The sequence below is a fragment of the Burkholderia sp. BCC1977 genome, assembly GCF_905339595.1.
In the GTDB taxonomy this organism is placed as follows: Bacteria; Pseudomonadota; Gammaproteobacteria; order Burkholderiales; family Burkholderiaceae; genus Burkholderia.
In genome coordinates this window covers 1-23,079 of the sequence record NZ_CAJPGQ010000034.1, presented here as the reverse complement: position 1 = coordinate 23,079, position 23,079 = coordinate 1, and the positions used below count along the sequence as shown (strand labels likewise).

Sequence of the window (23,079 nt, the reverse complement as noted above, 5' to 3'; positions counted from 1 at the left end):
CCTCACTTGATCAGAATGATCTTCGCCTGCAATTTTTTCGGAAGATTTCCAATCGCCTTGATAAGCAACGTTTTGTTTGATTCACTCAAAAATCTAGAGTCCAATGGCACAAAATCCGCAACTGCCGCGTGATCCGAAAGAGTGCCAATGAAATTATTAAGATTTTTATCAAAAAACTGATTTATCTTTGCTGCCTGCGCGACTGTATCCGGCGTAAGCATGAAATCAACGGTCTTACCATTGTTCGGCCCGGAGCTGAATACAAAGTCCACCGAGGAGCCCTGAGGCGCACGTTGGAGCGTGCCACCCAGATAATTTTCAAGCTCTGCCGCTGCTCCGGCTTCACCCGGTCTAAATTTACCTACTGCCGGATCAACAACGTTCAATCGATCGAAAGCACTCAAATCAACTGGATTGCTCGCAACAATTGTCGTGGGACTCGATGAACCGTTTGATGCCGAGATATTACTACCTGAGCTTGCCCCTTGAGCTCCTGGAGACTGACTGGCACTTGCTCCCTGACCATACGGCTGATTTCTCCCCGAATTCGCTGCTGCGGAAAGATCGCCGCTCGCATTCTTCAGCGCACCGGTTCCAACCGTGGCGACATCCGCCGATGTTGTTGCCGCATCAGTTCCGGCTGCCGCTTTGCCGCCAAGACCGAGTGTTGCCAAGATGGGCGTCAGGAACTCCGCGTCAGGCCCGGCCGATGTTCCAGACTTATACGGCTTCTTCAACCCACCGAGCGAAATGTATCCCGGATCGCCAGGCGACGCGAATGGCCCGCCGTTCGGGATATTAGCGATCGCGCCCGCGATGTTGACCATCCCGTTCCAGACACCGGCCTTGGCATCTGCCGTCATGACGATGGCTTGGGCGACCTTCTTCGACAACGATGCAAAAACGTCGTTTGACGATTGATTGTTCGAATCGTTACCTGCATTGTAAAGCTGCACATTCGACGCCATCGCCGCGCCCGCGCTACCACCAACCAGTGCGCCACCCACCGTTGCCGCGACGTTCGCAGCGATGTTGCCGACCAGCGACGAGCCAGTCGTATCACCCACCGACTTGCTGATCTTCTCCGCCTGGTTTGCCAGCAGTGACGACATGCCGGCTCCCGCGGCCCCACCAATCGCCGTGAGCGCGCTGCCGCCGCCGAGCCCGCCGATCAACGCACCGCCGCCCATCTGCAGTTCCGCGCGCGACGCACCACCTTCCATCCACCCCTTGGCTTCATTCAGCGCCGCCTGTGCGCCCTCCAGGTCGCCGGCCTTATAGGCTTTGTCAGCCGCATCCAATGCTGCATCGCGCTTGTGGTCCGCATACAGCCCGATAGCCTGCGAAACCGTCTGACCGGCCGCCTGCGCGGCGTTCATCGTGTCGGCCTGCTGCGACAGCATTTTCTGCACATCGGGCGTCTTCGAAACCGTCCCGTTCAGATTCGTCGCCTCGCGGTTCAGGTTCGCGAGGTCCTGGGTCTGCTCGCCCGGCTTCGTAATATTGATCGTGCCAGCACTCACCGCACTCTTCGTCGTCGCACTCTGGTCGCCGCTGTCGTTCTGGAACACCATCGGCGTGACGCCGCCTGAACCCGATACCGACGACGGGCCGACTGCCTTGGTGCTCGGCCCGACCGATGCCCCCGCACTGAAGCCTGAGCTGTTCGCGCTGTAGTGCGAGTGGTTCTCGATGTCACTCGTCGTCAGCGTCCCAGTCGTCAGGGTGTTCTTCGAGGGATCGGCCGTGCTGCCGATATACGCGCCCTTCAGATCGGTGTTGCCCTTCACGGTCACGTCGAACCCGCCCGAACCAGCCTGGATGCCAGCTTGTTCGTTCACGCCTGCATAGTTACCGTCCGCATGGCCGTTCTGCGCACTGAAACTCCCGCCGACGCCGCCAGCCTGACTGATCGTGAAGCCGCCGCCCGCGCTCGACTGATGCGCGGCGCTCACGGTCGTGTCCTGAACGCTCACAATGTTCAGGTTACCGCCCACATCCGCCACGACCTTGTTCGCATTCACGTTCGCGCCGATCACGTTCGTGTCGCCGCCGCTCACAATGGTCGCGGTCTGGCTGGCGTTGATGTGCGTGTTGTTCTGGATTGCCGCGTCCGAATTCCCATCGCCGTGCGCACGCTGCATCGACGCAGACACGCCAATGCCATTCGTGCCGATCGACACGCCGACACTCGATCCCGACGACGAGTTCGAGCTTTGCGTCTTGTCCGTATCGGTCGTGTTGACGAGATTGACCTGATTGTTCGCGATCAACGCCACGTTGGCGGCGTTCACGTTCGAGCCCGCGATCGTGATGTTGCCGTCCTTCGGCGCGCCGTTCCCCGTCGCCACCAGTTTCGCGTTTCCGCCCGCATTGATGCTGGAACCGCGTTGAATCGTCTGGTCTTCGGACGACTGCATCGAACTATGGCTCGAACCGACGCTGACCTGCACGCCGATGCTCGGTGCTTGCGGCCCCTTCGCGCCGTTCAGCAGCGCAGCGCCACCCATGCCTCCAAATGCCACATCACCCGCCGCTGCAATGCTGTGGAGTGCCGAGGCACGGCCGTTCCCGTCTTGCGCGGACTCGCGCGCGGCCTGCGTCTCGCTGATCGCGTTGTTGATCGCATCGCCCACCGAGCCCGACAGGCCGATGGTCAGTCCGCTCTTGCTGGTCTGCTGTTGTTGCGCCTGATGCGTGGTATCGGTGGCCGAATCGATCACGATGTTCGAGGCCGTGCCAGTCACGTCCTTGCCTGCGACCAGATCGCTGCCTTTCACATGCAGCGTATTGCCCGCGTTAACGGTCAGATTGCCGTCGATCGAACCGACCGTACTAGCGTTGTTCGTCACGCTCGACGATTGATTCTGCTGCGCCAGCTTGCTATTGCCGATCGAGAACGACAATCCGCCGCCCGACATCAATCCCGAGTGCTGCTCTTGGTAGGTGGTCGACGACTGGCTGGTGTTCTGCGAGGTCGTAATGTTCACGTCGTGCGCGGCATTGAGCGCAACATCGTGCGTGCCAACGACCGTACTGCCCTGGACATTGATGTCCTTGCCGCTGCCGATAGAAACGCCGTCGGCGGAAATCAGGCTGCCGTTGGCAATCGTCGTCGTCGCATCCTGCGAACTGGCGATTTTCGTGCCGCTCACGACACTACTGTGGCTATGCGTCTCGCGCGAGTTGTATACGTGCGTTTCGGTTGCGGCGCCGACATTCACGTTGCCGACCGCCAGCAAGTTCGCGTCGCCCTTGCTCAGGTCGATCGTGCTACCGATAACGTTGATGTCCTTGTTCGATAGAACATTGAGCGTACCGCCGCCCTTGACGGTCGTGCCCGTCAGCACCTGATCCGACGTATGCAGCGTCTCCGCGTAGCTTCGGCTGCCGTCGTCACCCGAGCTATTGCTGTTGACCGTCGACGTCGCACTCGCCGCGCCGAGCGTGATGTTGCCCTTTGCTGCAATCGTGCCCCCCTGGCCGAGGTCGATCTGCGCACCCTTTGCCGTCAGGTCACCGCCGAGACCGATACTCGACTGCCCGCCGACCTTCACCGAGCTGCCAACCACGTTATTGATGTCGGTATTCGATACGCCGTTCGCACGCTGCACGATCTTGTGTTCGCCCGTCTGCACCGCACCCAGATTCCAATCGCCCCCGACGTTCATCCCGAGATTGCCACCTACAGACAGATTGCCCGCGTTCTGCTGGAAGTTGCCGCCCGTCTTGATCGCCGCATCACCGGTCACGTCGAGCTGAGCGATCGGCCCGAGCGTCGTCGTGATACTCGTTGCGCCGTCGCGACTCACGCGCGTGTCGGTTTTCACCGCCGTGTTGAGAATGAGGTCACCGCCTGCGTTCAGGTTCAAGCTACCGGCCTGGACCTTGGCGGAAGTGAGATCGACGTTGCCGTCCGTCTTCAGCGACATCAGGCCGCCGCTTTGCAGCGCGCCGAACGCATTGTCGATCTGCTTACCCTGGATCGACAGCGTGTTGTCCGCCTTCACCGTGCCGCTGTTCGTGAAGTTCTGAGCATCCTTCAGGTCGATGTCGGTGGCCGTAATCAGCGGACCGTTGATGTTCTGTTGATTGGCCTTCGCGAGATACACGACCGGCACCAGCACCGACTGGCCGTCAACGATGCGCGTCTCCATCATGATCACGTTGCTCGTGAGCTGCGACACCTGCTCGGCCGACAGGCTCGCGCCCAACGGCAGGTTGAGCGACTTCTCCAGCGAAGCGCCTGCCGCCATCAGCGACTGGTACATCGACTGCAGATCCGTGTACGGACCGAGCACCGCACGGCCCGTCAGTGCAGTGACCTGGTTGCGAACCAGTTGCTGCTCGTAGAAACCATCACCCAGACGCTTCGGAATGTGGGTAAGGTCGACGCCGATCTGACCGAAGAAGTAGTCGCTCGAGATGAAGTTCTTCTGGTTCGTGAACGCCGGGTTCGTCTCGATCACGTAGCTCGCATTCGGCGACGGGTTCGGTTTGAACAAGCCACCCTGCGGAATCGTCAGGTTGTTCAGCACGTTCGATGCGGTCGCACTGGCGATGACCGGATCGACCGTCGTCACCCCACCATGCACCGCCGAAGCGCCCGACTTCGTGCCGCTCGCGCTACCGCTCAGTCCACCGATCGTCAGGCCCGGCACAGCTTGCCCGGGCAGCAAGCCCAGCGACGGGATCGACGCGTTGCCTGCGGTGTTGTTGATACTCACGCCGGTTCCGGAAATCGACCCGTTCGAGCCCAAGGTCGAATGGTAGTCCGGCAACGAGTACTGCTTGACCCACGCCGGCGCGGCCTGCGTATAGCCGCCCGGACGGCTCGTCACGAACGGGGCGTTGCCGAACGGCAACTGCCAGTTGTATTCGCTGTTGTCGTAGTTGTTGTAGTGATACTGCCCGGAGTACGACACGGTCACGCTCGGCGCCTGCTGGCCGGTAGCGGCATAACCATCGCCATCGTAATGCTGCGGCATGGCGATGTTGCCGACCGCCGTGATGCTGCTCCAGTAATTTTTCAGGGTGCCAACCTGCGACGCATCGATGTTGCCGCCCGAAACGATCTGTGCGCCCGGGCTGATGCCCGTCACGGTCGTCGCGGTCGCGCTATCCGCGTAGTAGGTCGTGTATTGATACGTACTGTTCCACTGACCGCCGTGGGGCGGATCGGTATACACGCCGCCGATGCTCGTCGGGTCTTTCACGCCCACTTGGCCCGTTTGGCCCTTGATAGGAACGCCGAACGGCGCCAACGTCGCGGGATCGACCGAGCCGGTCGAAGTCGTCATCACGCGACGCTCGTTCGTGATCTTGTCGGCATGCAATTCCATGTCGCCGCCGGACTGGATCAACGCCGACGAATTGTTGATCAGGGCCGCGTTCGTGTAGTTGCCGCTGGCGTCCTTGCCACCGGCCAGGACAACCTTGCCCATGCCAAAGATGGCCGTCGTCGCCATCGTGTCGGTCGCGGTCGTATCGTCGCGGTTCTCGATGTCGTTTGCGAGGATTTCGAGCGTGCCGTTGCTGTCGGACGCGCCAATCAGCGCCGTCGGCCCGAGGTTCGATACCGTGCCCGTTGCGTTGAGCGACACGCTGCCGCCGACGATCGCACCCGTGTTGGTCAGATTGCTCGATTGCGTATGCAGCAATCCACCGGCCGACAGTGCGCCCGAGTTGACGATGTTGCCCGCGTTGACGTTCAGGTTGTTGACCGATTGCACGTTGCCGCTGTTGTCGAACGTGCCGGGCAACGTGAACGCAAGATCGTGACCGACGTTGAACTGATAGTCGGGCGTCACCGAGAAATCGCCCTGCAGGTTCACGTTGGCGTCGTGGGCTGCGCTGTACGTGCCGCCGCCTTGCAGCGTCGGCGCCGTTACCGTCAGGTCATGCGTGGAGCTGATCTGCCCGTTCGTGTTCGTGACCGTGCCGCTCGTCGTCACGTCCACGTCGCCGCTCGAATTCGAGACGTTACCGATCTGCCCGCCGCTGTTGTCCAGGGTCGTTCCTTGAACGTGGAGGCTTGCGCCGCTCAGTTGGCCGCCCTGGGTGTTGGAAATCGACGTCGCGCCGACCGTCACGTCGCCGTTACCGGTGATCGCGCCCATGCCGGACACACCGCCCGCATGACTGTTGGTGATCCGGCTGCCACCCTGCACCGTCATCTTGCCGGCGCCGAGGTCGGCAATCGAGCCGTCAGCATTGTTGATCGATGCCGACTGGATGCTGAGCGTGCTCGTATCGCCCGCCGTCGCCTGGCCGGCCTGAATGTGTCCGCCCTGGTTCACCAGCGCGCCGCCGTTCGTCAACGACAGGGACGTTCCGGCACGCACCAGCCCCTGCGCGTTGTTCACGTCGCCCGCGATCGTTCCGGTGATGCTGCCCTGCGCGGCGAGGATACCGCCCGAGTTATCCCAAGTGCTGGCGTCAACCACCGCTTGGCCCTTGGTGACGATGGTGCCGCCTGCATTGTTCAGCGCGCTCGCGCCGTTGCCCGGCTTGACCGTCAGCGTGCCCGTGCCGGCATGCGTGATCGTGCCGCCCGCATTGTTCAGTTGGGCCGGAGCGAGCGTGAGGTCCGTGCTGTTCGTCTGAATCACGCCGCCCGCTGAGTTGTCCAGTGTTCCGTCCACATTGACACCCATCGCGGACGATCCAAACTGCGTGATCGTCCCGCCGTGGTTCGTCAAGTTCGGCGTGGTCAGTACCATCTGGTTCGCTTCGAGCGTACCGCCGCTGTTGTCGAGTGTCGAATCGGCGGTCACGGACAGGTTGGGTGCGACGATCGTTCCGCCCTGATTGGTCATCGAGCTGGTATGGATCGTCGCATTCGTGCTCGCGCCGATCTGTCCGCCGTCATTCGTCAGCGTGCCGCTGGTGATGCCCAGGTCCGTATTGGACAGCAGCTTACCGTTGGTGTTGTTCAACACGCCACCAACCGCAGCGGTCAACCCGGCCTGGGCATTGATCGAACCCGACGTGTTGTTCAGCGAACCGCTTTGTGCCGTGATATGTCCATTGCTGGCGATCTTGCCGCCGATGTTCGACACCGAGCCCGACCCATTGCCGAGCGTCAGCGTACCGGTGCCGGCGTGCGTGATCGTGCCGCCGTCATTCACCAGCGCCGCGGGCGCGAGCGTCAGATCGGTGCTGTTGGTCTGCAGCGTGCCGCCGCTCGAGTTGTCGAGCGTACCCGCGACATTGACGGCCATCGTGCCGGTGCCGGTCTGCGTAATCGTGCCGCCGTGGTTCACCACGTTGGTTGCGGTCAACGAAAACTGATCCGCCTGCACGGTACCGGAACTGTTGTCGAGCGTGGTGCCGCTCAACGCAGCCGTCTGGCCGACGATGCTGCCGCCGCTATTGGCGAGGTGCGTGCCGGCATCGACCGTCACGCCCTGGACAGCTTGAAGCGCTCCGCCGCTGTTGTCGACCGATTGCCCGGACACGTGAAGATTCGTGTTCGACGTAATCGTCGCGTGGTTGGCGATATTGCCGCCTTGGACGGTCACATCGCCGTTGCCGCCGATCACGCCGCCTTGCGCGCCGTTCGCGGTCGTGCCCGCCACGTTAGTGAGCTGGCCGGTTGCCGCCAACACCATTCCATCGGTATTGAGCGATGTGATGCGGCCGGCCGTGTTGTCGATCGTCACGCCGTCGACAGTCGCATGGCCGGCGCTCTGGATCGTGCCTTGATTATTCGCGACGGTGCTGCCGCGCAGCGCCATCGTGCTTTCCGACACGAGCACACCGGCCCGGTTGGCGATCTGACCGGCGACCGTCACGGACAACGGTCCTTGCGACGACACTGTGCCGCCCTGGTTCGATACGTTGCCGCCCGTCAGCGTCGTACTACCTCCGCTCGTCAGGTTGCCGTGGTCGTTGATGACCGTTCCTGCGGCGTTGGCCGTCACCGCGCCCTGGGCGCTCGTCGTCGCATTCGTGAGATTCACGTCGCTGCCCGTCGCGGTCAGCGACAGGTTGCCGTTCGCGGCCGTCGTACCGCCGGCGAGGTTCACGCCGTAGCCGGTCGCCGATACATTGCCGCCCGCGACGTTCTTGCCGGTCGCGTTCAGTTGGCCCGTCGTCGTGACTTGCAGGTCGCCGACTTGCGTGACGGTACCATCGCTGTTCACGCCCGCGCCAAGCAGGCCCGTCGAATTCAGCGAACCCGCCGTCACGCCCACGTTGTGTTGCGCGGCGACTGTTCCGGTATTCGTTACATCGGCGCCGGTATTCAGCGAGACCGACTGCTGACCGTAGGTCGTGCCGCTGTTCTCAATTCCGCCGCCGGCAGATACCGAGACGTTGCCGACCGAACTGATCTTGCCCGATTGCACCAATCGGCCGTCCGTCGTGAGCGTCAGGCCCATCGCGTCCGCCGCGATCGTTCCGGCATTCCGGACCCCAACGCCCCCCTCTGTGCCGACCAACAGGATGCGATTACTGTACATCCCACCCAATTGGGCCACGTCAATCGCAACGGCAGGAGCAGCACCATCGCCCTGAATCCGCGTTGCCTGCAGCGTGTCGTGATTGACCTGATTCGCGCCAGCGATCACGTTCAGGTTCGAGGCATAAATGGCTGCATTGGCCTGCACGGCTCTGGAAATTAAGTCCACCTGATCCACATTCGTGGCGTTCAGGCCCGCGCCTTGTACCGTGATGAGGCCGCGTGTTACGCTGAAGCCCCCCAGCGAACCGTCCGCATTCAGGTTCGGCGTGCCGGTCGTCAGGATTGCTCTCGAGGTGTTGATAAAACCGCCGCCATCGACCACCAATCCCGACGGATTGGAAATGATCATCTCGGCGCGTTGGCCTGCAATCTCGACGAAACCTTTCAGTTGTGAGGGGTTGTTGCTGTTGACCTGGTTGATGATGATCTTGGCTGAACCGTTCGGGCTGAGGTTCGGGTTGCCGTTGATGTAGCCCGCCTGCTGTGTGTTCGTCAGCGTAGGTGAGTTATTAACGATAACGCCTTGTTTGGGTACGTCGAATTGCGAATAGGTGTTCAGCGACACGCCCGCGCCGCTCGGCTTCGTAATGTTGACTTGCTGAAGACCGTTTTGCGTCTGGATGACTGACGGTGCATTCGCTCCCGCGCCCACGACCTGCGCATTGACCCACATCGGCGCAGCCCCAGACACGATCAGCACCGCGAACGCCGCGTGCCGCAGCGCGAATTGCGCGACCGCGAGCCGCACACTACCACCCGCAGCCCGGACTGTTTCTCCCCCGCTCGCTTTCCCCGACGAACTAGCAGTCTCTTCGACTGCGATCAACATGCCACGGATGCGGCTGAATACCAGACGATATTGGTTCTTATTCATGGATGCGGCAGACGCTCTTTTCGAACGTCGAACGAGTGGATACGGAACGCTTCACGCAAGCGCAGAAACGCTCACCAGCCGAAACCAATGCTGCCGAGCTTTCTCGATTCTTCTTCACTCGTGTTAGCGGGCGGAATGATGGTCTCTCACGCCGTAAACTATCGAAATAGTTGCCAACACAGTGTCAGAGATTGCAAGGGAAGATCGAATATCCGCGCGAACGGCAACGAGAGAGGCGTCCGCTTCCCACCGCCACTCGTTCTCCCACCCCCACTCAATCAAACAATATTTCCCGCCCAACAAACATCTCACTATCAATAAATAAAAATCAATTTAACAATATTCGATTTTCGTGACATAGATCGAGCGATGATAAACGTGCCGGTCCGCCAGGCCGTCCGCATGGGCCCCTTCAACCGCTCGACTCGCAGTCCGTTGCTCCGCCGAGCAACGCAGTGTTGATTAGCAACTTAATATCTACCCAATCGGAGCTTGCGCACAACCTCATAACGCGTGAATTGCGAACACAATCGTGCGCCCCCGAATATGCACACCGCATAAATTCTCATCCTTTTATTTAACCTTTCCCATGCTCAGTAAAATACGCTCCATAAACGATTGCAACAAAGAGTTGCCTCACAATTCGGTGGGCAACGTGTTCATCGACTATGTCGCCAATATGCAACATCCAGCAGCTTGGTCACTCGCGGTGTTGACGCGCACCCCGAAGTTCGTCCTGGGAGGAGGGATATTTCGGCCAATGATCGCCCGATCAATTCCGAGATGTGCTGGTTCGGACATTCAAGGCAGAGAGAGTCGTGGTTGATCTCCGGAAATCGGACAACGGTACGTCAGGCGGCCTTGTCACCCGCGTTTACGGGGATCAGCGTCTTCACCTCGGCAATCATCTGCAGCTGCTTCAGATAGTCGGGCCGAAACTGAGCTAGCCACCTCACGAGGCGTGCGTTATCAAGCAGGCTCACGAGGTAGCTCTTGATGACGACATTCGCACGCTCGTTTGTCGATTCAAAAAAATTTGAGACACATATGACTGCTGCGAGCCCAGGCCCTTCCTGAGGCTTCGCCAGTACAGTCGCGTGCTGGCGTCGTCATCCTTCTCAGGAGTCAAACGATGCTCCCTCCTTCTCCTCTCGACTATCTTGCCGCTTTCGCACTCGCCTTCCTCGGTGGCGCATTGCTCGCCGCGTGTCATTGCAAGTATGTAGGCAAGGTCCGGCGCGATACCCATCCCCGTGCGCGTGAGATCCAGATCCATGCGTGAGCGTCCTCCGTTCGATCCATACGAGGACGATGACGGGGACGATACGTGGCAGCAACGTCTGTATGGACTGCGCCAGCCATTGGAGCCAGAGCCGGACGAAGACGATTCGCCGCGCTATCGGCCCGACCAAGGAGGCCTGGCATGGCCGTGCCCGTCGTGCGAATCGTTCCGCACCGAGCAACGGCACATTGCGCGGCGCATTTGCAGCGCCATCGGCGCCGCAGCTGGAGCGACGAGCGGCACCGCTGCGGCGCTATCCGGTGTGGAAACCGGCGCAGCCATTGGTGCGCTTGGCGGTCCCGCTGGCGCGCTATGTGGCGGCATAGCCGGAGCCATCCTGGCCGGACTCGTCGCAGGTGCCGCTGGCTGCGCAACGGGTGCAGCTCTCGGCGAAGCGCTGGACCAGAAAGTTCTCGACAACATGCTGTGCCTGGCGTGTGGTCGGACATTTACTGTTCGTTCGCGCTGAAGTTGCGCGCTAGCGCCCTCCCCCTCTTCCACATTTTTTCATTCATCCCGCCCGGCACAAGCCGGGTTTTATGCTTCTTTCATAAGGAATCCTCTCATGCATCTCGTCGAAAGCATGGCCTGGACCGGCCAGGAACCGTGGCACGGCCTCGGCAACCAACTCGCCCCGAAACAACCGCTCGAAGTCTGGAGGCGCGCCGCCGGCATGGACTGGAGCATCGAAGAGGCCGAAGTACGCTTCGTCGCCGCCGGCAACAAAAGCCTCGGCTCGATTCATGCCTTCCCGGAACAGAAGGTGCTCTACCGCAGCGATACGAAGATGCCCCTATCCGTCGTGTCGGCACGCTATCAGGTCGTGCAACCCTCGGAGATTCTGGAGTTCTACCGCGATCTCACGGAGGTCGGCGGGTTCCAACTCGAGACGGCCGGCGTGCTCAAAGAAGGCCGCAAGCTGTGGGCGCTAGCGCGGACCGGCCAGAGCGCCACGCTCAAGGGCGAGGATCAGTTGAACGGCTATCTACTGTTGGCGACAGCCTGCGACGGCACGCTCGCCACCACCGCGCAGTTCACGTCGGTTCGTGTGGTTTGCAACAACACACTGCAAATCGCATTGGGGGACAACGCGGGCGCGGCGGTCAAAGTGCCGCACCGCTCGCAGTTCGATGCGGCCGCGGTCAAGCGACAGCTTCACATCTCGATCTCGTCCTGGGACGCATTTCTCGCACGGACCAAGGCACTGGCCGATCGCAAGGTGTCCGACTCGGCCGCCGAAACGTTCTTGCGGCGCGTACTCACCTATTCGACCGCCAACGTTACGGATCGCGACGCGCTCGCCGTCAACGAACGTGCGATCAAAGCGGTCAGCCAGCTCTACGCCGGTCGGGGCAAGGGCGCGGACTTCGCATCGGCGTCCGGTACGGCGTGGGGACTGCTCAATGCGGTCACCGAATATGTGGATCACCACCGTCGCGCGCGCAGCGACGATCACCGACGCGATGCCGCCTGGTTTGGCGCGGGGGCGACGCTTAAACAGAAGGCATGGGACGAGGCCATGAAGCTCGTCGCATGACGCTCCCATTTATCGCACAACCCAGCCCGGCAGGCGAACCTGACCGGGCTTCTTTGTTTCCGGAGGCCCAATGAATATCCCTCACCTTGAACCGCCGCTCGCGCGAAAGCCCGCGCTGAAGCTCGTCAAGACGCAAGAACTGAGTCGAGACGACTGGCTTGCTGTCCGTCGTACCGGCATTGGTGGGTCCGATGCGGCCGCTGCCGTCGGTCTCAATCCCTACATGAGCGCACTGGAATTGTGGCTCGACAAGACCGGCCGGGCGGAAGGTCTACCTCGCCCCGCCCCGACCGACATCACCTCGCCAACCTATTGGGGGACGTTACTTGAACCGATCGTTGCCGCCGTCTATACGCAGCAGACCGGCAACAAGGTCCGCAAGGTCAATGCCGTGCTACGTCATCCCTCGATTCCGTGGCTGCTGGCCAACATCGATCGCGAGATTGTCGGCGTGCGCGACGTGCAGATTCTGGAATGCAAGACGGCAGGAGAGTTCGGCGCGAGGCTCTGGCGGGACAGGGTGCCCGAGTACGTACAACTCCAAGTCCAGCATCAGCTTGCCGTGACGGGCAAGACGGCAGCGCACGTCGCGGTGTTGTTGTGCGGTCAGGCGCTGGAAGTGCATCGCATCGACCGAGACGACGCCCTGATCGGACGGCTCATCGAATTGGAAACGCAGTTCTGGCGGTTCGTGGAATCCGATACACCACCACCCGCGGACGGCTCCGACTCGGCCGACCGCGCGCTACGTCACCTGTATCCCGGCCATGGCGAAACGATCGACTTCACCGACGACCGGCGTCTGTCGTCCGTATTTGCCGATCTGGTCGCCGTGCGGGCCGAGATCGAAACGCGCCAGCAGCTCGAAGCGCAGTTCAAGCAGACGATCCAGCAGGCGATGGGTGACGCAATCCGGGCTGTATTCGAAACCGGCTCGGTGTCGTTCAAGCGCAGCAAGGATTCGTCGTCGGTCGATCTCGATCGTCTGTTGGCCGATCACCCGTCGTTCGAACAGCAGTACGCCATCTCCAAGCCGGGTTCCCGGCGCTTTCTCGTTTCCACCTGACTCCCACCCACCATGACGAATCTCGAGTGTCTGTCGGACATCATGACTTTTTCGCGATACGGCGCGCTCGCACAGGCGTTCGTGATGGACGCACTCAGCAAGCACGCCGAGCGCGTTGCCACCGTTCCCCTCGATGAGTTGAAGGAGCAATTCGGCGGTCACCCGCTGATCAGCGCCCAAGCGTGGCAAGGCGTCGCTCGAGAGATCCACGACAAGCTCGAAGCGCACTTCGCACGATAGCCGGTACGGCGTCCCAACGCCCACCGCTCCCTTTCGCTTTCTATTTGGAGGAAACCATGATCAAAGGTCTCGCTATTACTCCGCCCGTTGTCGGACGCATCTCCATCGGTCGAATTGTCGAGAAGAACGGCAAACGTCTTCCCGAAAAAGACGACCAGTTCACCCTCACTACCCAGGTCCAGCAGCGCGGTGAGTGGATGCTGCACCCACTGAACGAAACGCTACGCAAGGCAACGTCCGGCAAGCTACGCGCGATTCCGGTTCGAGTGCTGTTCAACGATCCGGATTTGAACCTGCGCGCGGAATATTCGCTGTTTGATCGCGATACCGGCCGGCCCATCTGTGTTGGCAACGGAGAGATGTGCCGACGTGTCACCGATGCCGGTATCGAAGCCATGCCCTGCCCGTCGCCGGATGGCTGTGTGTTCGGTCGTCAGGGCGGCTGCAAGCCCTACGGCCGGCTGAACGTAATCATCGGCGACGACGACGAACTCGGTTCGTTCATCTTCCGGACCACGTCGTATAACTCGATTCGTACGCTCGCCGCACGCCTGCACTATTTCCGCGCGGTGTCCGGCAACCTGCTGGCCTGTCTGCCGCTGGAATTGAAGTTGCGCGGCAAATCAACCACGCAGAGCTACCGCTCGGCCATCTATTACGTCGACCTCAGCGTACGTTCAGGCAGCAAGCTCGAACAAGCGTTGATCGAGGCGAAGGAACTGGACGCGCGCCGACGCGAAGCCGGATTCGACCAGGCCGCACTCGATGCCGCAGCCCGGCTCGGCTTCGCCAACGGGGCATTCGAGGATAGTCCGGACGAGCGTGCTGCTGTTGCGGAAGAGTTTTATCCGCAGGACGCGCCGCAATCGGACACTGGCGATGGCGGCTCCGCCGACACGCCTGTCACGTTGCGCCAGAAGCTCGAACGCAAAGCCGTCCTGCTCGGCGGCAAAGCAGCATGAGCGTTCGACGCTGGGTGTTCCCTCTGGCCGCGCTGGCGACGACCACTGCGCTCAGTCTGTCGATTCTGGCGGGCTGGCAGCGCGGCGGTACGTTACCGGAACGGTTGATCTGGATCGCCATCGGTACAGTGCTCGTCGCAAGCGCGCATCTGTTGCCGGCGCTGATTCGGGATGCGCCGATCGTCGTCCGGGGTGTCGGTAGCCTGTTATGGGGAGCATGTCTGGTCACAGCCTGCTACGGTCACGCGGTGTTTTTCGCGTTCGCGCAACAGCATGCCGGCGAGCAACGGGCGGCGACGGTCCAGGTGGATTCAGCTCCGTCATCCGGTCGGAGTCTCACCGCCGTCATGACGGAGCGCGCCGCCGTGACTGCGCAACTCGCCGCAGCCAACGCGCGTTACTGTGTCGGCAACTGCATGACGCTGGAGGGTCGGCGGGTCACGCTCGCCGCCAGGATCGACGCGCTGAACGCCGAAGCCGATGATGTCCGCCGTCAGCAAGTCACGACGGATCGAGTCACGGCGCGGCGTGATGCGCTACTCGCCGATCCGGTCACGGCACGACTCGCCGCGTTACTCGGCACGACGACCGCTCGGGTCGATCTGCTGACCGGTCTTGCGTTCGCTGCGGTGCTGGAGGGCGTCGCGTGCGTGCTGTGGACCGTCGCGCTTCGGTCGCCGCTACCAATACCGTTACCTGTCGTGACGGGCGTTACACCGGCAGCAGTCACGGTGACGCCCGCCGTGACTCAGCCAATCGTCACGCCAGTCACGAACGCGCCGAACGTGACTGAACCCGTAGTCACGATAGTCACGGATGCGGGCGGCATGACTCAGCCGGGAGTCATGCCCGTCGCGGCCAGTCACGACGACGAGACCGTTAGTCGCAATTCCGTAACGCCCAGTCACGACCGTACGACCACCGGTCATGCGCCGCGCGACGATCCGATTACGCCATTACCGACCGGCGCTCCCAACGACGACCACCTGTCGCGACTCATTCAGGATGTCGCGACTGGGCTCGTCCGTCCGACCGTTGCCGACATCCGCCGTCATCTGGGCTGCTCTCAGGCCCGCGCTGCTGAACTACGTCGTCAGCTTGCCGAACACAACGTGGCGGCATAAACAGCCGGGCTTCGCGCCCGGCTTCTTTCTTGTCGCCTTCATTTCACTTCATTCTCGTCATGCCACATGGATACCACCGAACTCGTTCCAAGCATCAGCATTACGAACCTCGCCAACCAGCGCGTCGCCGTCGTCGAACGCGTGCGCGCCGCCCTCGATCTGCTCGGCGAAGCCCAACAACTCGCCAAGGCTGCGCATCTCGGGTTCCCCCGGCTCGTGCTCGATGAAAGCTACGGCTGTCGCGGCCGGCCAACCATTACCGGGGACTATGCGAAACGCGACGAGGCAGAAGCGTCGATGGTGCGCATCATCGACATACGCGGCTGGGATTACCTGCTCGTGGAATCGGGCCTGCGCACCTTCATGGACGCCCAGGCCCGTGAAGCGTGGAGCAGCCAGATTGCCGAAGGCGACGTGCCCGAATTGACGGCCGCCAACATCGAAGCGACCTTCGCGCAGCTTTACGGAGCGCGCGGCGACATGTTCGAGCGCGGTGTGCTGCAATGCTTCAAGCGGCTGTCGTGGAACTACAAAACGAATCAGCCCTTCAAGTTCGGCAAGCGCATCATCATGCGATACCTGCTCAGTTCCGGCTCACCGAATTTCCGCGTCACCAACGAACTGGACGATCTGATCCGGGTGTTCTCGATACTCGACGGCAAGCCCGAGCCGGATCATCGCAACGGTGCGTACAGCCTCGTATCCGACACTCGGCAAGCCCGCCGCAGCGAAGCCGAGAACGACTATTTCCACCTGCGCTGGTTCAAGAACGGCAACGGTCATTTGACGTTCAAGCGTGCTGATCTGGTCGAGAAGATGAACAAGATCCTCGCGAAGCATTACCCGAACGCGCTCGCGTCCGAAGCGCGGTAGTTCCACGTTCGTCGGGCGCACTCAGCGTCTGACATTCCCCTCAGCTTATGCGACTGCGCATCCGATCTTGCCGGAGGCTCGCACTCGCCCGTCTGGAGAAACCGTCATGTCATCCGTTATAGCAGCGCTCAAGCGACGCGTGGCCGTCCGCTTGCGCACGGCAACCACCCCCTTCCCGGCGATCCGCTACGCCAACCGTCTGATCCGGGACGCCCCTGGTCGATTCGACGCCGTCGAGATACACGGCGTCCGGCAGTTTCCCGACGCCAATGATCCGACACGAACCTGCTGTGAGGTGGACGACGACCATCCGTCGTTCTTCAGCGTCTACCTGCATTTCGTCGCCGGGGGCGTCGTGTGCTGCGCCGACCTGCCTGCACATCCGGACGCACTGCATTGTGCGCGCGTCATTGCGCGCCGCTACCGCTGGCCTGTCTACGACTTCTGCCTGACAACGCAAACGCATTCCAGCAACCAGCACGTCGAACGCGGGCCACGAGCCACGGGCCGGTGATTCCCGCCGACTTTCTTCCATTCTCACGAACTCGTATCCGGTCCTGCGGGAGGCCGTTGTTCGCCCCTTTTTCCTGAGATCTTCATGAATCTACCTTCGACACACCGTGCCGGGCCGCGCTTCAAACTCGGCCGGATCTTCGCGACGCCCGCTGCACTGGAAGTTCTTGCGGACGCACGTCTCTCGATTATCGATCTACTGATCCGTCACGTGCGCGGCGACTGGGGCGATCTGTCCGAGTCCGACCGCGAGCAGAACGAGCTCTCGGTCGAGACCGGGTTGCGGCTGTTGTCTTGCTACGTTCTGCCGGGCGGGCAAACCGTATGGGTCATTACCGAATGGGATCGCTCCTCGACCACGTTCCTGTTACCGGGCGACTACTAGCGATCACCGCGGCAAGGACGACATCGGCTGATCGAGCAGCGCGTCAATTAAGGCGTGCGGGTCGACATCCAATACCCGCAGAAAGTCCAGCAGTTCGACCACGTCAAGGCGACGGACACCGCTCTCGACCTTCGACACGAAGGCTTGCGGCCGTCCGAGACGATCGGCGACTTCCTGTTGCAACAGACCGCGCTGCTTGCGCAGGTCTGCGAGCAGCGTCGCAATCCGCTGGTAGCGGGGATCGTGGATCGGATGGGTCATGAACAAATTCTAGATACACATAGCGGATATTCTTTATCCGTATACGGTATATTTGCGGAGGCTTACATGTTTCAACTCGTCTGGCTGTCCGGCGTTGCCGCGACGGCGCTGGGCATCGTCTTCGACATGCGCCGGCTTCGCATTGCCCGGGTAGGCCTTGGACCGCTCGGCTGGGTCGTCGCGTCGGTCTGCGCCGGGCCCATTGCAGGAGCCGTCTACGTACTCCGGCGGCGGTCCGCACGGGCAGCGCTGGTCGATGCGACTTGGCAACTCGTCGGGGATGCGACACACCCGATAACCGTACGGCGGGAGCGATTGATTGCGCTGGAGCGCAGCGGCGTGCTGGGTAAGCCGATCTTCCGGACCTGTCTGGCTGACCTGGACGCCGAATCGATCAATGCAGTCCCAGTGCAGGAAGTCCAGCCGCAGGCTAATGACGGGGATGCGGGTCGATACATGTAAGGAAACGATGTTGCAACCGCCCGCATTCGATCACGCTCCTCTACGCGCGGAACGTAACCGTGGCCTGAGTCCTGGCAGCAGTCTCTCCCTCGGATGCCAGGACCATTCGCCGACAGGTTCGCCCTGTCGGCATTTTTTATTCCGTCTGCCCGGCTCGCGCCGAGAGCCAAGAAATGCCCGCCACTTCATCAACCACCACAGCAACGGGAAATGAAATCATGAAGAACAAACGCCACTTCAGAATCGTCCGCTTCGCATTGTGCGCCGCCACGGCCGCAATCCTGTCCGCATGCGGACAGAACGCGCCTTCGGAAAGCGACGCCAAGCAGGTTGTCGCGAGTTCGCTCGGTGACTGCCGATATTTTGAACTTCGGGACTTCCAGAAGGTAAATGGCATTCCTGGCGACTCCGGCAACGACTACCGCGTGGATGTCAAATACACCATACGCCTGTCCCCGGACAGCGACGTCAAGGCCTATGCTAGGCAGTGGCAAGAGCAGTACGAAAAGTATCAATCCCTGAACGCCGACGCCGATCAGAAGGCGAAACAGTACTATGACAATAAACAGGCCTACGCTGCCGCGAATTCCAACGATCTTGACGCGGGCCGCACGTTCGAGCAGCAACATCAGGACGAGTACCAGGCGATGTCGAATGCGAAAATCGAGGTAGGCAACGCCGCAGCAGCACTCAACAACACCGCTCCCAGCCTGGTCTTCCGGCGCGCTATCGTTCAGGCATGTCCCAGCATTGATCTGCGGCTTCTCACCAACTTCTTCAATGGAAAGGGAGCCGACTACAGCAATGATGTCGACGTTGAGTTCACGCAGACGCTCGACATGGTCAAGACCGACAACGGATGGCAAGCTGCGCGGTAACGACCGGCAATCCATCCTGCAGCAATAGGAGCTCGTTGCCGTTATCCAGGAACCGCCATAAAAGACAACCTGAAACGATGAGTTCGCAACGAAGCAACCTAGCTCCCACTGAACCGCTCCACGTAGCGGCGGCAGCGCTGCTCCAGCTGGCCGGCGAAACGGCTCGCGCAAGCGCGACCCCGCCGTGGGGCCGCAAACACGCACTCGAACTGGTCGACGCCCTGCTCTCGCTCTCTTCGGCATACGGCTTCGCGCAGCAGGATCTGTTGCGCGCGAAGCTGATCACCGGCACCTGTACCAGGCATACGCGGCTGCTGGCTGAGGGTGCCTTCGAAGATGTTCCGGCATCAGCGTTGCTCGACGCCATCCGACAGTCGGGCTTCTATTTCAGCGAATAGCTTCGATTCCCGCTCAGGCATGCATCGTGTGCGTGCCGTGCGAGCCCGATCGGCGAGGGGCATAGACGGGCGTGCCTCATAGCACGCCCGTCCGGTTCCGCGTCGGCACTGCTTCTTTTTTTGGCTGTTGGAAACGTAAAATAGCAGCCGCATCACGACCAATTTTCATCTGGGACACAAGCTCACGCTTCCGGAACGAGGTCCATGACTCGACTCACTCCGCGCGGCCGAAAGCCGTTGACGAAATCATTGCTGCTGCCCCTGCCGGCACAAGAAGCACAGCGTCTCGCGCTGAAGCACCATCTCGCTCTCGCCATGTTGGGCCAAGGATGCGGCAACCTGGAACAGTTCGCGACGCTGCTGAATGTTGTCTATATCGCGTTCTTCTTACGAGACGCTAAAGCAGGCAGCATCGACCCAACGCTTTACAAGCGCGCAGAAGCAGCGCTGAACCAGTGCGTGTTAAGGGCCGAGCAAGGTCAACCGTGGATACTTGCGGACAAGGAACGCGACATTATCGAACAGTTACTCATTCTCCATGTTGCCCAGCTTTCAATCGTTCCAGCCCATCGCTATCTCAATGCTTGGGAACGCATGCAGTCCGCAACTGTAGGCAGCGGTCCGTCGCCAATACCAGCAATTGCATGCCCCCGCCATCGGCCAAAGTCGATGAGAGCGACCAACAACGCTATGGTAGCGGCGCTCTGCCGCAGAGCCGGCGGCGGCATTCGAGAACGCTCTCTTCAACTGTCGTAGCCTGTCCGGCATGTCTGCTTTGACATTGCTTGACAAGCACTTCGGTACACCCAAGTGTAGGATTCGATAGATCATGGCATGCTGCGCACGTGCGCGCCTGACACTGCCAATATGTATACCGTCATGAAACAAGCTCTCCTCTCCGTGATCCTCTTTATCTGCGCCTCGGCGGCGCGCGCCGGACTGGATGTCACGGCGTACAGCGGATTGGTGATTGTCGAATCCCCGGTCATGTCGTCGGATGGAATACCACAAGGAAAGGATCAAGTCACTCTCGATCCCGTCAATTTCCCTGACCGTTTTCGTGGTCTCGAAGTTGGGAAGGTGTACCAGTTCGCATCGTCCTTCGACTTCAGAGCCGGTTCCTATTCGGGCTACAACGCATGGAGGAACGAACTGGCAAAGCTAGCCGGATATCAGGCGAGCATGTCGGTCCGAAACAAGGCAGTCGAATTGAGATATGACGAAACGGTATGGAAACTCGACCATGGACCGTTCTGGGAGCTCATCGATTTTTCGGACGCAGAAGGTACGATCGGACCGGAAGTCTGCCGAAAGGTCTACCGAGACTTCGTTCAGTATCGCGATCAGGCATCACAAGTTTCCACACCTTACTTCTACGAGTCCTATGTCGACTGGATGAAGGCCTTTGAGATGTGCTCGAACAATGGCGCCATCGTCTTTCACTAGAGCACACGCGACCGAGCTACGGTCCACCGCGCCGGAAATCTACAACCATCGCGTCACGCTCAACAACACGCCTTGTGCCGTTGACAATCGAATGAAAGGACGATCGGACCGGGCAACCGTATCGCACTTTCATGCTCGCACGGGCGCTGGCTTCTTCACTTCGGGATCAGGCGATTAGCATGTGGTAACGAACCGCTGTCGGAATACAACTACTGACCGCCCTCGAATGCGAAAAATTCTCAATCTACTGTCCTCTCGACTCAAAAGCGATCAAGCAGTTGACAACGTAACGACGGAGGTTATCTCCACGGCAATTCATTCAGTCGCAATACTCGTCGATGATCTTGTAGCGTTCAGCTCGCAAGCCGCCGACGTCGCCGCGCGATTGGGCCCTCGTGCCATCGACATGCTAGTATCTCGCCTCCACTCGCCCTCATATCCAGCTCCGGAAGCATTCGAACCTAGTGTGCGAGGCTTGGGGGGATGGCTCGTCGCGTGGCAATTCGCCACCTTTGAGATTCTCTTCCATTTTCATGATTCTGCACTCGATAGCCTTCGCGAAATCGCTTGGGGCGAATATGATTGGACGCAAGGTAACGCGCTAGAGATTTTGGTTCGCCTGGCAGCCAAGGGCATCGGACGAGAACAAACGATTGAGGATTTTCACCACAACTTCGAACACGTTGCCGAGGAAGCAAAGCAATATGCCGTAGCCCCGCTATTGCATCGCGCGAAGTTCGAGCCGGAAGTCGCCGCAATTGTGAGCAAATTGCAAAGCATCCCCGATTGGCGCGAGGTCGTGTACCAGTTGGAACGAAGGCACCGTTAAGCGGCGTGCGCAGCGTTAAGAGCCGCAGCAAGAAATCGGACACGCATAGCACTCTTCTGTGCCTATGCTTCACGTCAAATTTGGTATTTCGAAGGCAGACATGGACGCACTAGCCAAGGCACTGGTACTCGCCGTTAGCGTCCCACGAAGTAAAGTTGTGACATCTGTCCCCAAAGAAATCCCCGTCGGCCCGTAAGGCGGCCAGCTCACGCATCTGACTTTACTTTTCGCAGATGCGAACTAAACTCCGATCTTGTTGACGTCGAGAAGTAAAGTCGTGACTTCGCGAGGAGGTGGTGGTGGAAGATTCCGCTCCGGATGATCCCACACAGCGCTTTGCCTTTCAGCCGATCGCCATCCAGCGATCGAAATGGCTGCATCAGTTCCATGTCTGGAGCCCGAAGCTGTCGCGACGCCTCGTACTCTATTCGCAACAGGCGATCGACTTCTGGGCCATGATCGAATCCCATGCGACGATCCTGACATTTTGCGAATACCCGGGCTTCATCTTGGTTGACGAGAAACCTCGTATCGCAGATTTTGTGCTCCATCGGGATGGCGCGAACGAGTTTGTTGTCTTGAACGCCACACCCCTCGCCGCGGTTGATTCCGGCGTGCGCGAGCTCCTCGATCCCTTGCCGATCACAACTGTGACGGCCGAGGCGTTAGCCTCTCATCGTCAGTGGATCGATAACTGGTTGCGGATGTTGCCGTACATCACCAGCAACGCACGATTCGTGGCGCACGAGCTTTTCGAACGAGTCGAGCAGAGTCTAGTCTCACCGAAACCGCTATACACCATCGAACACGATGCCTTGCCCGCCGATCCCATGCTGACCCGAACCGCGGTCTTCGATCTGACTCGGAGGGGGCGACTGACGAGTCCAGATCTGCATGTCGACGCGCTCAGCAAGCATACGCGCTTCAAGCAGGCTATGGCGGCGGAGGGGGCATCTTGAAAACTGCAACCTCCCTCACACGTCAAGCGCTTGCCCTCGAACTACACGATCTGCACTGTTGGCCAACGGTCGATCCAGCGGCGCTTCCGGAGCCGAGACGCGCGCTATTCTTGCGGCGCGAACAAGCGATCCGCCAGTATATGCAAGGTCAGCGCTTCGCGCTCATCGAAAGCACAACCGGTATCCGGCGTGCTCAGTTGTATCAGTTGCTGGCCCGCTGTGCCACGCCGCATGTGGACGGCCGTATACAAGGTTTTCGTGCGTTGATTCCTCACGTGCGCACGCGCGACTATATCCGCACCAAACCCACACAACCCAGCCGTCCAGGCAAGCACGGAGGCGCCGCGGGAGCAATGGCGCAACTGCTCGAACGTTATGAAGAGCTGACGGCATTCCTGCAACGGCAGATTCAGCTCGGCAAAGTCTACTTCGGCACGCGTGGAGAACTGCGCGGCTTGCGCGCAACGCACCGGGAATTTCTCAGCCGTTGCCGTGAACTGAATCTATCGAGCAAGCACTACCC

20 protein-coding genes and 1 pseudogene are annotated in these 23,079 nt (G+C 60.5%); 17 read left to right on the top strand and 4 right to left on the bottom strand.

Annotation, left to right across the window (positions count from 1 at the left end; genetic code table 11):
• Positions 1-2 precede the first annotated feature (2 nt).
• The 3 genes from U5771_RS24780 to U5771_RS24770 all read right to left on the bottom strand — a co-directional run bounded on the left by U5771_RS24780 (position 3) and on the right by U5771_RS24770 (position 10,617).
• Positions 3-9,341 (bottom strand): hemagglutinin repeat-containing protein, encoded by a 9,339-nt coding sequence (locus U5771_RS24780; RefSeq protein WP_322026396.1) that lies wholly within the window; start codon positions 9,339-9,341, stop codon positions 3-5.
• Between the two features lie 851 nt (positions 9,342-10,192).
• Positions 10,193-10,324: a hypothetical protein gene (locus U5771_RS24775; protein ID WP_322026395.1), complete on the bottom strand. Its 132-nt coding sequence runs from the start codon at positions 10,322-10,324 to the stop codon at positions 10,193-10,195.
• Complete coding sequence (locus U5771_RS24770; RefSeq protein ID WP_322026394.1) at positions 10,321-10,617, bottom strand: hypothetical protein; 297 nt, start codon at positions 10,615-10,617, stop codon at positions 10,321-10,323. Before U5771_RS24770 ends, U5771_RS24775 begins: the two co-directional genes overlap by 4 nt.
• Here U5771_RS24770 and U5771_RS24765 point away from each other — a divergent pair.
• The 9 genes from U5771_RS24765 to U5771_RS24725 all read left to right on the top strand — a co-directional run bounded on the left by U5771_RS24765 (position 10,616) and on the right by U5771_RS24725 (position 17,323).
• Positions 10,616-11,092: a hypothetical protein gene (locus tag U5771_RS24765; RefSeq protein ID WP_322026393.1), complete on the top strand. Its 477-nt coding sequence runs from the start codon at positions 10,616-10,618 to the stop codon at positions 11,090-11,092. The genes U5771_RS24770 and U5771_RS24765 overlap by 2 nt on opposite strands.
• 96 nt (positions 11,093-11,188) lie before the next feature.
• Positions 11,189-12,160 carry a DUF932 domain-containing protein gene (locus U5771_RS24760; protein WP_322026392.1) on the top strand — a complete coding sequence of 324 codons (972 nt, stop codon included), beginning with the start codon at positions 11,189-11,191 and terminating at the stop codon, positions 12,158-12,160.
• A 70-nt stretch (positions 12,161-12,230) separates the two neighbouring features.
• Positions 12,231-13,226, top strand: coding sequence for a lambda-exonuclease family protein (locus U5771_RS24755; protein ID WP_322026391.1), 996 nt, complete (start codon positions 12,231-12,233; stop codon positions 13,224-13,226).
• A 12-nt stretch (positions 13,227-13,238) separates the two neighbouring features.
• Complete coding sequence (locus U5771_RS24750; protein WP_322026390.1) at positions 13,239-13,466, top strand: hypothetical protein; 228 nt, start codon at positions 13,239-13,241, stop codon at positions 13,464-13,466.
• Positions 13,467-13,522: 56 nt separating this feature from the next.
• Positions 13,523-14,428 carry a phage capsid protein gene (locus U5771_RS24745; RefSeq protein WP_322026389.1) on the top strand — a complete coding sequence of 302 codons (906 nt, stop codon included), beginning with the start codon at positions 13,523-13,525 and terminating at the stop codon, positions 14,426-14,428.
• Complete coding sequence (locus tag U5771_RS24740; RefSeq protein WP_322026388.1) at positions 14,425-15,552, top strand: hypothetical protein; 1,128 nt, start codon at positions 14,425-14,427, stop codon at positions 15,550-15,552. The genes U5771_RS24745 and U5771_RS24740 overlap by 4 nt, the downstream gene beginning before the upstream one ends.
• 66 nt (positions 15,553-15,618) lie before the next feature.
• On the top strand, positions 15,619-16,425 hold the full coding sequence (locus U5771_RS24735) for a DUF4942 domain-containing protein (protein ID WP_322026387.1): 807 nt from the start codon (positions 15,619-15,621) through the stop codon (positions 16,423-16,425).
• A gap of 106 nt (positions 16,426-16,531) precedes the next feature.
• The gene (locus U5771_RS24730) at positions 16,532-16,939 is read left to right on the top strand and encodes a hypothetical protein (protein ID WP_322026386.1); all 408 of its coding nucleotides are present in this window, start codon (positions 16,532-16,534) and stop codon (positions 16,937-16,939) included.
• 84 nt (positions 16,940-17,023) lie between these two features.
• A complete protein-coding gene (locus U5771_RS24725; RefSeq protein ID WP_322026385.1) occupies positions 17,024-17,323 on the top strand; it encodes a hypothetical protein in 300 nt (99 codons plus the stop codon).
• A 3-nt stretch (positions 17,324-17,326) separates the two neighbouring features.
• On the opposite strand, the gene U5771_RS24720 is transcribed toward U5771_RS24725, so the two are convergent.
• On the bottom strand, positions 17,327-17,584 hold the full coding sequence (locus U5771_RS24720; RefSeq protein ID WP_322026384.1) for a helix-turn-helix transcriptional regulator: 258 nt from the start codon (positions 17,582-17,584) through the stop codon (positions 17,327-17,329).
• A gap of 66 nt (positions 17,585-17,650) precedes the next feature.
• On the opposite strand from U5771_RS24720, the gene U5771_RS24715 reads away from it, so the two are divergent.
• The 8 genes and pseudogenes from U5771_RS24715 to U5771_RS24680 form a co-directional block, all read left to right on the top strand.
• On the top strand, positions 17,651-18,046 hold the full coding sequence (locus tag U5771_RS24715) for a hypothetical protein (protein WP_322026383.1): 396 nt from the start codon (positions 17,651-17,653) through the stop codon (positions 18,044-18,046).
• A gap of 218 nt (positions 18,047-18,264) precedes the next feature.
• Complete coding sequence (locus tag U5771_RS24710; RefSeq protein WP_322026382.1) at positions 18,265-18,924, top strand: hypothetical protein; 660 nt, start codon at positions 18,265-18,267, stop codon at positions 18,922-18,924.
• A gap of 77 nt (positions 18,925-19,001) precedes the next feature.
• Positions 19,002-19,322 carry a hypothetical protein gene (locus tag U5771_RS24705; protein WP_322026381.1) on the top strand — a complete coding sequence of 107 codons (321 nt, stop codon included), beginning with the start codon at positions 19,002-19,004 and terminating at the stop codon, positions 19,320-19,322.
• Between the two features lie 204 nt (positions 19,323-19,526).
• Positions 19,527-20,078 carry a hypothetical protein gene (locus U5771_RS24700; RefSeq protein ID WP_322026380.1) on the top strand — a complete coding sequence of 184 codons (552 nt, stop codon included), beginning with the start codon at positions 19,527-19,529 and terminating at the stop codon, positions 20,076-20,078.
• A 123-nt stretch (positions 20,079-20,201) separates the two neighbouring features.
• On the top strand, positions 20,202-20,768 hold the full coding sequence (locus U5771_RS24695; protein WP_322026379.1) for a hypothetical protein: 567 nt from the start codon (positions 20,202-20,204) through the stop codon (positions 20,766-20,768).
• A gap of 226 nt (positions 20,769-20,994) precedes the next feature.
• Positions 20,995-21,597: a hypothetical protein gene (locus U5771_RS24690; RefSeq protein WP_322026378.1), complete on the top strand. Its 603-nt coding sequence runs from the start codon at positions 20,995-20,997 to the stop codon at positions 21,595-21,597.
• Between the two features lie 299 nt (positions 21,598-21,896).
• Positions 21,897-22,556, top strand: a complete 660-nt coding sequence (locus U5771_RS24685) for a hypothetical protein (protein WP_322026377.1) — start codon at positions 21,897-21,899, stop codon at positions 22,554-22,556.
• Positions 22,553-23,079, top strand: a pseudogene (locus tag U5771_RS24680) (integrase); the annotation flags it as partial. The gene U5771_RS24685 and the pseudogene U5771_RS24680, both read left to right, overlap by 4 nt.